Source organism: Pseudoalteromonas sp. ABV4_021, assembly GCF_056159365.1.
The window spans coordinates 122136-134927 of record NZ_JBSWVB010000002.1; the positions used below are offsets into that span (position 1 = coordinate 122136).

Annotated in this window: 12 protein-coding genes; 9 read left to right on the forward strand and 3 right to left on the reverse strand. The window is 40.8% G+C overall.

Annotation, left to right across the window (positions count from 1 at the left end; translation table 11 throughout):
* Positions 1-112 precede the first annotated feature (112 nt).
* Positions 113-3469: a methyl-accepting chemotaxis protein gene (locus tag ACXAFE_RS14880; RefSeq protein ID WP_475153905.1), complete on the forward strand. Its 3357-nt coding sequence runs from the start codon at positions 113-115 to the stop codon at positions 3467-3469.
* A 67-nt stretch (positions 3470-3536) separates the two neighbouring features.
* Here ACXAFE_RS14880 and ACXAFE_RS14885 read toward each other — a convergent pair whose 3' ends face one another.
* Both ACXAFE_RS14885 and ACXAFE_RS14890 read right to left on the reverse strand, forming a co-directional pair.
* The gene (locus ACXAFE_RS14885; RefSeq protein ID WP_475153907.1) at positions 3537-3929 is read right to left on the reverse strand and encodes a DUF4019 domain-containing protein; all 393 of its coding nucleotides are present in this window, start codon (positions 3927-3929) and stop codon (positions 3537-3539) included.
* A 190-nt stretch (positions 3930-4119) separates the two neighbouring features.
* Positions 4120-4935, reverse strand: a complete 816-nt coding sequence (locus ACXAFE_RS14890) for an SDR family NAD(P)-dependent oxidoreductase (protein WP_475153912.1) — start codon at positions 4933-4935, stop codon at positions 4120-4122.
* A 57-nt stretch (positions 4936-4992) separates the two neighbouring features.
* Here ACXAFE_RS14890 and ACXAFE_RS14895 point away from each other — a divergent pair, with 57 nt between their 5' ends.
* Together ACXAFE_RS14895 and ACXAFE_RS14900 are read left to right on the forward strand one after the other, a co-directional pair.
* The gene (locus ACXAFE_RS14895) at positions 4993-7686 is read left to right on the forward strand and encodes a DUF2339 domain-containing protein (protein WP_475153915.1); all 2694 of its coding nucleotides are present in this window, start codon (positions 4993-4995) and stop codon (positions 7684-7686) included.
* The gene (locus ACXAFE_RS14900) at positions 7683-8024 is read left to right on the forward strand and encodes a hypothetical protein (RefSeq protein WP_100915311.1); all 342 of its coding nucleotides are present in this window, start codon (positions 7683-7685) and stop codon (positions 8022-8024) included. Before ACXAFE_RS14895 ends, ACXAFE_RS14900 begins: the two co-directional genes overlap by 4 nt.
* A gap of 102 nt (positions 8025-8126) precedes the next feature.
* On the opposite strand, the gene ACXAFE_RS14905 is transcribed toward ACXAFE_RS14900, so the two are convergent.
* A complete protein-coding gene (locus ACXAFE_RS14905; RefSeq protein ID WP_475153919.1) occupies positions 8127-8402 on the reverse strand; it encodes an HU family DNA-binding protein in 276 nt (91 codons plus the stop codon).
* Between the two features lie 163 nt (positions 8403-8565).
* On the opposite strand from ACXAFE_RS14905, the gene ACXAFE_RS14910 reads away from it, so the two are divergent.
* Genes ACXAFE_RS14910 through ACXAFE_RS14935 form a run of 6 tightly spaced genes read left to right on the forward strand, consistent with a single transcriptional unit; the run spans position 8566 to position 12768 of the window.
* Positions 8566-8739 (forward strand): hypothetical protein, encoded by a 174-nt coding sequence (locus ACXAFE_RS14910; RefSeq protein WP_475153924.1) that lies wholly within the window; start codon positions 8566-8568, stop codon positions 8737-8739.
* Entirely contained in the window at positions 8711-8926 is a 216-nt protein-coding gene (locus tag ACXAFE_RS14915; protein WP_475153929.1) for a hypothetical protein, read from the forward strand. The genes ACXAFE_RS14910 and ACXAFE_RS14915 overlap by 29 nt, the downstream gene beginning before the upstream one ends.
* 4 nt (positions 8927-8930) lie before the next feature.
* Entirely contained in the window at positions 8931-9647 is a 717-nt protein-coding gene (locus ACXAFE_RS14920) for a YIP1 family protein (protein WP_475153934.1), read from the forward strand.
* Between the two features lie 26 nt (positions 9648-9673).
* Positions 9674-10855 carry an efflux RND transporter periplasmic adaptor subunit gene (locus ACXAFE_RS14925; RefSeq protein ID WP_475153939.1) on the forward strand — a complete coding sequence of 394 codons (1182 nt, stop codon included), beginning with the start codon at positions 9674-9676 and terminating at the stop codon, positions 10853-10855.
* Complete coding sequence (locus ACXAFE_RS14930; RefSeq protein ID WP_475153944.1) at positions 10836-11537, forward strand: ABC transporter ATP-binding protein; 702 nt, start codon at positions 10836-10838, stop codon at positions 11535-11537. Before ACXAFE_RS14925 ends, ACXAFE_RS14930 begins: the two co-directional genes overlap by 20 nt.
* Entirely contained in the window at positions 11530-12768 is a 1239-nt protein-coding gene (locus tag ACXAFE_RS14935; protein ID WP_475153948.1) for an ABC transporter permease, read from the forward strand. Before ACXAFE_RS14930 ends, ACXAFE_RS14935 begins: the two co-directional genes overlap by 8 nt.
* The last annotated feature ends 24 nt before the right edge of the window (positions 12769-12792 follow it).

Here is a 12792-nt window from a genome sequence, read left to right on the forward strand (position 1 = left end):
CGATAACTAATCTATTTAACGTAATACATTTTGTTTTGCTGAAATTAAACTATTGTGAAAGAGGAGTCGTATCATTTAATCGCCTTGCTTGCTAAATTTAGGGATGCACACAATGCTAAAAAACCTACCGATTGTTCTTAAGCTCTTTCTTATTTTGCTTATACCAAGTGTGCTTAGCGGGTTTTTAATTTACCAGCTAAACAAAAGCAGTGAAGTACAAGTTGCAGCGCAAACTCACATAAATGAGGTCATTGAGTTAACCCAATTACTTAACAATGTGGCGCATAATTTTGCAGTAGAGCGTGGGTTAAGCGCCGGGTACTTGGGCTCTGGTGGCACTCAAGGTAAACAAGCATTGCAGTCGCAACGTAAAAATGCCGATAGTGCAGCAGATGCACTCTTATTGAATATCGATAAAATACAATCCTTATCACTGAACAAGCACTCCTTGGATGTGTTGCAGCAACTACAACAGCTGTTTTCTACACGTACCGAAATAAGAACTAGTGTGGATGCACTTTCACCTGACTCTGACTTTTTTCACTTTTACTCAACGATTAATGCACATGCCATTACCCTTACTGAAAAGCTATCGGTTTATATTACTGAGCCAGAGTTGTCAGCTAAATTTAAATCCTCAATTCAGTTAATTTGGCTAAAAGAGCATTTAGGACAAGTGCGTGGCGCCTTAAATGGGGTATTTGCAAAAGGTGATTACACGCCGCAGCGCGCACAGGCTGTAAATCGCTTTTTAGCCGAAATACAAAAGCGTGAAAAGCAATTTTCCCATTATGCCAATAACGAATATTTGCAGCGTTTTGAGGCGCTAAAGACAGACCCACAAGTGATAAACGTAAAAGCAATGACCGCCATATTTACCAATAATGTGGCAGTTAGGAGCGACAAAAAATCATTACTGCTGTTACTCAGTCAAGACGCTGTGAGCGTGCAGTCAATTGGTGAGTTGAATGCGATTGTATTGAATATGAAGCCGTATTTACCTGCGGATGTATTTTCGGCGCTTCTAAATGATGTGAGCCGATTAAGCGCTGATAGAGACATTACAGGCAAACAAAAAAGCGCCATTAGTAAGCGACTTGCGACTGCCGTTATATTGCCTCATGTTGACGCAAAAACCTGGTTTGCTAATGCTACGGACGAAATAAAATTGGTTAATGGGCTTATTAAATCGTTGGCAACTGAAATAGCAAATAGCGCAAAACAAAATTTAAATAGCACAGAGCAGACATTACAAAATGCATTTTATACAGCGCTTGTATTTTTACTGGTCAGTTTGATTATTGGTTTTGTCATTGCGCATTCATTTAAAAAGGCGCTGAACATAATTCAACAAACCATTCAGAAAATACAACAAGACAACGATTACAGTTTACGAATTGCGATTGATCAGCGAGACGAAATTGGTAATACCGCTAAAAATGTTAATGCGTTACTAGAAAATTTGAGCAATGCGTTTAGTGAAATAGGCGATATGAGTAACGCGTTAGCTAATGGCCGATACAACCAAATTAATTACCGTGGCAAATACAACGGCGACTTGGCAAACGTAGTATCGCAAATTGAAACTGCAGGCAAACAGGTAGGTATAGGTGTTGGGGAAATACGAAAAGTGATGTCGGCGGTAAAACAGGGCGACTTTTCAAATTCCATTAGCGAGAATCTACAAGGAGAGCTAGGGCAACTAAAAGACGATGTAAATAGCACGGTTAATACCTGCAATCGCTCATTTAGTGCAATATCAAACGTTGTTAACGATTTAGCGTATGGCAATCTAAGCAATCAATATACTCATCAACTACAAGGGGAGTTTGCGGTTTTACTGGATTCGGCTATCAATTGTCGCGATACGCTTCAGCAAATTATTGAAAAAGACATTCAACAGCTGGTGGATTGTGCAACTTCAGGTGAGTTAGACGTCTCTATTAATGAGAAAAATAAACAAGGCTGTTTCTTAACCCTCACGCAAAGCATTAATAAATTACAACAGATTAACCGCAATGTGATAGATGAAGTCGATAATGTTTTTGCAAATTTGGCTCAAGGCAATTTGGCAGTAAAAATAGACGGGGAATATGAAGGTGCGTACGCTCGCTTACAACTTAACGCCAATAAAACCATTTCTACGCTTAATCACATCATTGAGAATGAAATTACTGAAATAGTACAAAGTTGTCTATCGGGCAAATTGACGAAACGGATTAATACCGAAGATAAATCAGGATTTTTCTTGTCGTTGAGTGAATCGTTAAACAATTTAGTAGCACTAAATCAAAATGTTATAAGTGAGCTAAACTCGGTTGCTAATGCGCTGGCGAATGGCAATCTACATATACATGTAAATGGTGATTATACCGGTGAATTCAACACCCTAAAAACGAATATAAATAAGTCACTTGAGCAGCTAAGCCAAGTTATTGAAGTAGAAGTTCAAGATGTTATCGGTGCGTTACAAGTAGGTAATCTAGATAAACGTATCGACAGCGCAAATAAACAAGGTTGCTTTTTACAATTGAGTGATGGCGTAAATGAAATTATAGAGGTTGTTAGCCGAGTACTGAACGATTTAGATAACCTATTTGAAAGCTTGGTTGCAGGGGAGCTAAGGGCGAGTGTTACGAATCACTATGATGGTCAATTTAAACGTTTGAAAGATAATGCGAATACCTCAGTTGGTAAGTTGAACTCGCTGTTATCAAATTTACTTAATCTAGCGCAGTCTGTGTCAAATAGTGTTCATGAAATTGCCCATGCAAATGAAGATTTGAGACGCCGCACAGAATCTCAAGCAAGTGCAGTAGAAGAAACAAGTGTGAGCGTACAACGTGTGCATGAGTCAGCAAAAGTAGCGCAATCTAACTTACTGGATACCGAACAACTGATGCTAACCATGCAAACTAGTGCGCAAAACGGGCAGGTTATTGCGCTTGAAGCAAAAGAAACGATGCAACAAGTGAGCGCATCGAGCGATCGTATTAAAAACATTATTGGCGTTATTGATGAAATTGCATTTCAAACTAACTTACTCGCATTGAATGCCGCTGTAGAAGCTGCACGAGCGGGGGAGCACGGTCGCGGTTTTAGTGTAGTAGCAAGCGAAGTAAGAAGCCTCGCGCAGCGCAGCGCACAATCAGCAAACGAAATAAAGTCTTTAATCACATCGAGTGTTGAGCAGGTCTCGCACGGAAACCTGCATGTTGATCAATCAAGTGAAGCGCTTGTAGGTATCGCAAATTCTATTAACAATGCTAACGAAAAAATGGAAGAAATTGCCGAGGTAAATAAACGGCAGACAGCGAGCTTTAACGAAATAAATATTGCGGTCACAAATATTGAAGAAAGTACGCAACAAAACGCCGCAATGGTGGAGCAAATTGCCAGCTCTGCAGCCGCGCTAAATGAAGAAACCAAACGTATGGTGGATGAAGTGAACTTCTTTAAAGTTGGATAGCAACATAGTTTGCTATCCATTGAATGTGTTAGCTAAGCGTGATTAGAAAATGCAGTTTGTAAGTGACTTATTTAATAAAGTAACCGATTGCTTGCCACTTTCCATCAATCAGTGTCATAGACAAAGTTTCAATACTTTCACGCTTATTTTCATATTGTGTACTAAATTGCATTACTTGATACGTGCCATCCGGCATGCCTGGCAGACTCGTATGGCGGGTACTATCAAGCGGGCTTCGTTTTACGACTTTACCTAATGGCGTGCGTACTTGCTCTAGGGCAAGTTGCCACTGTGCTTCACTTACTTGATTTTTAAAGCGATCGCTGGTGTCTTGCCAAGATGCTTGATAATCGCCGCTATCAATTAAATCAAGCCAATTGTTTGCACTTTGTTCATAGGCTTTGTCGTTAGCTACGGCACTGAATGCGATAAAACAAATAAGGATAAATAATCGTTTCATTGTTAAATACCTTTTTCTTAAAACTGTCATAACGTTAGCAAAATATTGACATAATAAGTAGTGTCGCCCCAGTATTTAAACCAAATACGAGTATTAAGTTTGATACGCAATTTGCAAGAATCGCAACGGTTAATTTTTGTGAGTTACTTGCGGAAAAACACCAAATCAGCGACGATTCACCTTTTTATAGTTAGCGTCGGTTTTTGTATTTTAACTTTGCTTTTGCGCCCTTTTTATAAAGATAGGGACGCAGGGCACGTCGCAATTTGGGAAATAGATAGGCAAGGGTGGTTAGCTTGCCGCTAAACCATGGCATAGCGCTTTCTTCATTGTCGTTTATCGATAATGCGATAATCTCATTTGCCACCTCCAATGCGCTACTCATTGGCTGTGAATATACAATGTCTTCAACGTGATCGATTTCATCCATTATAAAGCCAGTATCAATTGGACCTGGTGACACTACCGCCACTTTAACCTGTTGAGGCTTAAGTTCATCGTGTAGTGCATAACTAAATGCCCTTAGTGCAGCTTTTGTTGCTGAATAAACCGCGGCACCTTGCAGTGGTGCGCGTCCCGCTAACGAACCGACCATAATTACAGCACCACTATTTGATTGTTTAAGCTGATTTAAACAAAGGTGGGTAAGTGTCAGCGGCGCATTCAAATTTACATTCACCATATTTGAAACCTGAGCTGGCGTTAGTTTTTCAAAGTCGCCGCGATGGTGTAGCCCTGCGTTATTTACAAGTACATCAATTGCGCCAAAGGTGTCGACTACCTTAGTTACTAACGTTTCAAGGCGTGGTATCTCGCCAATATCACAGGGAAATACTGCGGCATGACCGTATTGATTAATTTCAGCTGCCAGTGCTTCAAGTGGCGCTTTGTTTCTAGCGACCAGCGCAACGTTAGCGCCAAGTTTGGCAAATTGCTTTGCAGTTTCAGCGCCAACACCTTTCGAAGCACCTGTTATTAAAACGGTTTTATTTTTATAGTTATTCATTTCGTCAGCCATTCAAGGTACATTAGTGCAAGATTGTTTTAATTTATCGTAAAAAGTATGGAAACTCTATTAGGACTTTTTGCGCTGGTGTTTGCTGTGTTTATGTTAGGCGGGTTAATCGTTGCCTGGTACAGCTTTGTTAAAATACGCAGCGCCGACGCAAAAATAAAGGAATTAACGCTCGCGGTATTACATTTAAAGTCGCTCGTTAAAAAGTTAAGCGAAACTAATACACTACGCGCAACATCTGAAGAGTCAGCGCAAGAATCTGTTGTCGAACAAAGCGCAGAAAGCGACACACAAGCTGCCGACAATTCACAACCGCAAATACCACAGGTGGATAGCACGGGCAATGTGAGCGTAGCGCTGGCAACCCATCAACAGCAGGCAAAAACCTCATTAAATGAAAAACCAAAACCTAAATCTAAACCAATTGAGACTGTAAGTTTAGCGCAGCGATTGGAGCAATTTTTAGCAAACAATGGTTTGCTTTGGATTGGTGCCGGTATTTTAGCGCTCGGTGGTATTTTTCTCGCCAAGTACTCAATTGAATCGGGACTTATCTCAATTACGCTGCGCTTAATATTGGGTGGCGTGTTTGCTTTGGCATTAGTAATATTGGCGGAATATTTGTATCGCAAACACGGTGCCAGTAATCATGTTACGAATACCAGTGCTGCGCTTGCCAGCGGGGGCATTATTACTGGGTTTGCATTGGTACTTGCCACCTTTAGTTATTATCATTTTATCTCGCCTGTTGTTGCCTTTGCTGCACTTGCAACAATTTCTTTAATCGCCACAGCGCTCGCATTACGGTTTGGTCCATTGCTTGCGGTGATAGGTATTATCGGCGCATATACAGTACCGGCTTTGGTTAACACCGGTAGCAACAATGTGTTTGCCTTATTAATGTACGTTAACTTTGTATCAATAGCAGCAATTTGGGTTGCCAATAAAGTCAAACGAGAGTGGCTGTGGTGGCAAAGTTTTGTCGGTCATTTTGTATGGCTTACCATTAGTGTTGCGATTGCAGACAAAAGCGATATTTGGGTAATTGCAGCGACGATGGCAATTGCATTTTACCTGTATGTATTATCCAGTGTGCTGGGTTGGCGCTTAACTAATAAAAACTTAACGCCATTAGCAACAAAAGTACTATTAATGCCGCGCAAAGAGCAATTAGCCTTAGTGCTTAACATACTACTGCTAGTACTGTTTTATAGTTTGCACGGCTTTAGTAGCAGTTTATTGATTGTAAGTGTGTTATTAAGTGCACTTTGCATGTATTTGCCACTGAGGCACAGTGCATTTGATTCTTGGCCGTTTGTATCGTTAATCTTCAGTTGTTTTGCGATAGTAAGCTATCCTATCGTACATCAGCTTGATGACCCCATGCTTGTTTTTAGCAGTGTATTTTTATATGCACAATTAGTGGGGGTAGCGTATTTTGTGTATAGCGTGGCAATGCAAAAATTATTTATAAAGCGTGCCAGTTTTAGTTTGTTGTTAGGCATTGCGCCTTTGTTTGTGTTTGCCGTGTCGTACATAGTAACGCCGCAAACAGTTGAAACAACCTTATACCCACTTTGGACGGTATACCTGATGGTGATGGCAGGCTATGCGCTATGGCAAATAACTAAAGCGCATCATGCGCTAGCAACAATCACGTTTTGGCTCACTGCGAACAGTTTTTTAGCGTTAGTATTTACCATGTGGTTGAATGCTAGTACGTTATCGTTGGCTATTTGTGCACAACTAGTGTTAATCGCTTATGGGCAACAGCGTTTTAAAGTCGAGTTGCCGTTGTGGCTGAGTAAAATAGCGCTGTCACTAGTGCTTATGCGTATCTCGCTCGCTCCTTGGACTCAGCAATACAGTAACGAACTCGTGTTTGGTGTGCATTGGAGTTTAGTGGTATTGCCCATGATGTTTGCCATGGTTTTTCATGCTTATCGGTTACATTTCAACTCTGAACTTAAAAAGTGGTATGAAGGAGCATTACTGCATTTAATCGCGTTATTTGTAACGACCGAAACCAGTTATTTCTTAGTCGGCCATTACCCTGATTTTAGTAACTTAAATTTCGCAGAACTTTGCGTTTTATCCATGAACTGGTTGATATTAGCAGTGGTCTATTGGTGGCGATTCAAAATTAGTTCGCGCTCTTTATACTTCTATGCTGGTTGTGCACTGGCTGCGGCAAGCGGTTTGTGTCATTTAACTTTGAACACGCAGTATAATCCGTTCTTAGAAGCTATTTTGATTGGTGATATCTTCTTGTTTAATTGGTTGTTAGTGATGTGGGCTGTGCCTGCGGTAATAATTGGTTTTGTGTATTACTTTGATATTGTGCCAAAGCAGTTAAAACTAAATAAAAATAAAGTGCTGTTGCCAATAGCTGCAGGGTTTAGTTTTTTATTTATTAACGGCGTTGTGCGCAATTATTTTCAAACCGAACAAATTCGGCTTTCGTTACCAACGAGTCAAGCTGAGATTTACAGTTATTCGGTTGTGTGGTTAATTATCGCGGCAGGATTTATTTTGTTCGGGCAGCGTATTGCCAAGTCTGTGGTTTATCAAGCGGGGTTTGCAATTTTACTTGTGGTTATTTTAAAAGCCTTTCTATTTGATATGGCGCATTTAGATGGACTGTATCGTGCAATTTCGTTTATTGGTTTAGGTTTGTCGTTAGTTGCGTTAGGCTGGCTATTTACGCGATTTAAATTAGTGTCTGAAGAGGCGCCTCAATGATTGTATTGATCATAATTTGCTTTTTTATGTGGCTTTTTATGCTTTGGCTTACGTATTCAAAACGACTCAATAGCGTTGAGCATTTAATTGAGCATCAAGATAGTAAGCTGATTGTACGCGATACGCCGATTGCACGCTTGATTAAAGGCCTTGCTGTCACGGTATCGGTTGATGAAATTCGCGCAATTGAAGCGACCAATACACATGTATTTTTGCGTACAGCAAAAAGTTCGGTCGATATTTTTATCAATCACCGTTTTATAAATCAAGTGCTTGATCATTTGCGAAACGAGCTTAGCGAAATAGAGATAAAAGACCGTCGACCGATTGGCAAGTGATATTTTGTTAGCGTGTTGATTGTTAAGTAAACTGGCGGCGCTAAAAGTGCTACCAGTTTACGATTCACTTCGGGATTAGGTGTTTTGCCTAATTATTAAAGGCTATTCGTTAATCGCGCTTTTTAGTTTCGAGCCTGCTTTAAACGCTACTTTGTTTTGTCCGGCTATGGTGATCTCTTCTCCTGTTTGTGGGTTACGCCCTTGCTTTTCTGGATGATAGCTCAATGAAAAACTGCCAAACCCCGGTAACTGTACTAAGTCGCCTTCTGATAATGATTGTGTGATTGTCGCAACTAAACTATCCACGACACGTTTAGCGGTGGTTTTTGACATGTCGTTGTTTTTTGCGATGTGTTCAACAAGTTGGGATTTATTCATAATAGCGCCCTTAAAAAGCGGCAAAGGCTAACTATGTCTTATGCTCGAGTCAAGTATTTAGGGCCTTTTACGCCGTATTTGAAAAATTAACGGATAATGATCCAATTTATTTTCTAAAGCGTAATTAATACTAAATTCCTATTCTTTTATGTCGGAGGTGTTTATGGAACTGTTAGTTTCAGTTTTGGCCTATCAAAAAGCACGTGATGAAGGACGAAAAGATCCTGCAACACAGGATTATGAATGGGCTCAGGAAAACTTAAGTTACTTTGAAAGCCACAAATGCGAACTTGGGTTTTGCGATTCAAATGAGCCAAGGCATTCACATTTCGATTAGAGGGTATGTTACGCTCCAATTAATTCGTCGCTATTTTGAGCAGTGGTCGTTTTCACTGAGTCATATCGGTTACACAGCTAAGCTTATTTTACCGCTTAAAATCGTATTTTACCGTTTATCACTTTTAGTTTTTCAAAGTGTTTCAGGTTGTTATGGTTTGTGTATCAAAACAACTAAAAACGAGTAAAACTATGAAATCAGAAAATGCAATTAGCGCGATTGGCGATACATTTTTAGCCCCTACCAAAGCGTTTAACGGATTAAAAGATGCAAAAGGCTGGTCATGGCTGGCGATGATATTATTATTTGTGTTTGGTATTTCGGCACAAGTTATTTACTTTAACTCTGTTGACCAATCATATTTTGTCGAACAACAAGTTGCTACCATGGAACAAAGTGGCGACTACAACCCTGCGGAACTTGAACAAGCTGAAGCGATGACAGCACAGCAATTTCCAATGATGTGGATTTTCTCTGCAGTCGGTGTGTTAATTGGCATTCCAACTATCTTCTGTATTTTTGCGTTGTACTACTATTTAATTGGGAAGCAAGACCCAGAGTGTCATATGACATTTGGTGATTGGTTTGGTTTTACCGCTTTTACGAGTTTACCAACAATTTTCGCAGCAATTGGTACCATGGCATTGGTGTTAACTGCCTCAAGCGGTGAAATCCCTGCAACAGTACTTACATTCTCTTCACTAAACCAACTTATTTTTGGCTTTGACGCTAACCACGCATTTGCGGGTTTGCTAGAGAGTATCAATATTTTCTCAATTTGGTCTCTTGCGCTGACGTATATTGGCTTAAAGTCATGGACTAACTTTAACAACAACAAAGCAATGCTATTTGCATTACTACCAAGCATTTTAATTTATGGTATTTGGGCAATTATTGCAGCACTTTAAGGTGCTGCTTCGCTTTGGGGTTGAATATGAAAAAAATTATTATCGTAGTAATCGCGGTGGCGGCATTTGTCGCCATGATTGTGAGCCAACAAATCAAGGGCGATGGTAAGTTACCAGAGATTAAAACCACGCTCACTGAAAAAGGTAAAATCAAAGACTCAATTTTAGCGTCTGGTACCTTGGTTTTTAACACCCAAGTGCAATTACGCTCAGAAGTTACTGGTCGTGTTGAAAAAGTATTTGTAGAAGAAGGGCAGCGTGTAGAAAAAGGCGACATGTTAATGCAGCTTGATACCGAAGCTTTTGAAGCCGAAGTGGACCGTTATCAAGCGTTAGTAAGACAAAGCGAAATTGATATTGAGCGTGCGCAAACAAGCCTTAAGAATTTAATCTCTCAGCTTAACCGTCAAAAAGAACTCTTCGATGTGGGACTATCGCAGCAAGAAGTTTACGATAACATTAAAAATGCAAAAGAACTGGCTGAAATTGATGTATCGGCGCGTAAAGAATCGCTAAACCAAGCTAAAGCGTCACTATCAATTGCGGAAGACCGTTTAAGTAAAAGTGTATTTAGAGCAACAATGAGTGGGTTATTAGCGTCTGTCGATATTAAAGAAGGTGAAACCGTGATTGCAGGTACCACCAATATTGTTGGTTCAGATCTGATGTTGCTGGCTGACCCAAGCAAAATTCTCGCTGAGCTAAAAGTAGACGAAACAGATATTGCCAGTATTAAATTAAACCAAGAGGCAGAAATTTACGCTGCGGCCTACCCGAATAAACCATTTGTTGGCAAAGTCATTCATATTGGTACGTCAGCTAAGCAATTTGTTGGTTCGCAAGGACGTTCATTTAAAGTCAAAGTACTATTAAACGACGATGAACGTACTTTGTACGCAGGCATGAGTTGCCGCGCAGAAATTGCGACTGCCATTGGCAAAGACGCCATCAAAGTTCCAATTGAAGCAGTACACAGCGAAGATGAAAATCACTATGTCTGGGTATTAAACGACGATAAAACAGTGACTAAGAAAACGGTTGAACTTGGTGTTTCATCAGATATTGAACAGGCAATTGAAAGTGGCCTTGAAGAAAAGCAAACCGTTGTAGTAGGGCCTGCGCGCGCAGTTAGCAAACTAAAAGAGGGCGATAAGGTAAAGCTGAAAACAGCTGATAAGGATGCTAAAGATGTCAGTGATCGCGCTTAGTAATATTTGCAAAGAATACAAAATGGGTGAGCAAAGCTTTCTGGCTTTGGATAATGTAAGCGTAAACATTGAGGAAAATGAGTATCTTGCGATTATCGGTCCATCTGGCTCTGGTAAATCGACCCTAATGAATATTATTGGCTGTTTGGATGTCGCAAGTAGCGGCGAGTACGTGTTGCAAGGCAAACCAGTAAAAAAAATGACTGAAACTGAGCTTGCAGGTCAGAGAAATAAAAGCGTTGGCTTTATTTTTCAAAGTTTTAACCTTATCCCTCGCGCCAGTGCACTAAGCAATGTAATGCAGCCGTTGATATACCGTTTTATCTCAGCAAAAGAGCGCCAAAAGCTGGCAACGCAGGCACTTGAGAAAGTTGGCCTCGGTGATAAATTACACCATTTACCATCACAACTTTCAGGTGGTCAACGTCAACGTATTGCAATAGCAAGAGCGCTGGTAACAAAGCCAGATATCCTGCTGGGAGATGAACCGACTGGTAATTTGGACAGCAAAACGACCAATGAAATTATGAGTTTGTTTGATGAGCTGCATAATGACGGGCATACCATTATTTTAGTGACTCACGAGCAAGAAATTGCAGAACATTGCCAGCGTGTATTACGCTTGGTTGATGGGAAGGTGGTATCGGATACACGAAATTGCGAGGAGAAAGCGTATGTTTAAGTCATTTCTCGCGATAGTAGAGGGAACTAAAGCCGCGCTTCAGGCTATTCGCGCTAATGCGATGCGCAGCGCGCTAACGTGTTTAGGTATAATCATTGGCGTTGCAGCAGTTATTACGGTTGTTGCTGTGATGCAGGGCTTTACCAAGCAAATTAACGACCAATTGGCTGATATGGCGCCGGATGTGACTAGCATTAAGCCGTACACCACACCGCAGCAAGAAATGCTTGGTAAACGTTCGTATTTAACAGTGCGTGATTTTGAAACCCTAAAAGGTAAAGTACAAGGATTCGATACTATCACTGCGCAAATGATGGCGTTTCGTTTTCAAGGCGCGGTAGAGTACAAAGGCGAAAGTCATAATACGCGGGTAGTTGGCACAGAATCAAACTACCAAAAAGCTTATCGCATTTATCCTGAAATGGGCCGCTATATTCGCCCGCAAGATGACGATAAACGCCGTCGTGTTGCTTTTATTGGTGAAACACTGATTGAAAAGCTTAAGCTACCTGAAAACCCTGTGGGTGAATACATTAAACTCGGTGGCGAATGGTTTCGTATTATTGGCGTTGCAGAAAAACAAGGCAGCTTTTTGGGATTCGATCAGGATGATTACATCAATATCCCAATTAGTACTATGCAAATTCTAGAAGGCAATGCGCGTAAACCATATTTTCAAATTATGTTCCGTTTAAAGCCTGACGTTGATGAAGCGCAAACCTTGGCTCAAATGAAACGTATCTTGCGTCAGAATCATAAACTTGGCCCAGATGACCACGACGATTTTGAGTTCGAAACCGCTGAAAAAGCGCGTGAGAATATTGATAAATTTACGGGCAGTGCAACGGCAATTACCGCGGGGATTGTGGGCATTAGTTTGTTAGTTGGCGGTATTGGTGTAATGAATATTATGCTGGTGTCTGTAACTGAGCGCACCCGTATTATTGGAACGCTAAAGGCACTTGGCGCGACGCCGGGCTTTATTATGCTGCAATTTTTAGTAGAAGCCGTGGTACTTAGTTTATTTGGTGGCGTAATTGGCCTTATAACAGGTTATGGCGCCGCTGCTGCCATATCAGCAATTGTACCAGGCATGCCTGCGGCATATATACCTATGTGGGCGATATTACTGTCATTTGGTTTTACCTCAGCAATTGGTGTTATTTTTGGTTTAGTGCCAGCGATAAAAGCGGCAAGACTCAACCCAATTGATGCGTTAAGATATGAATAAACGCGTAACGCAAGGAATAAACAA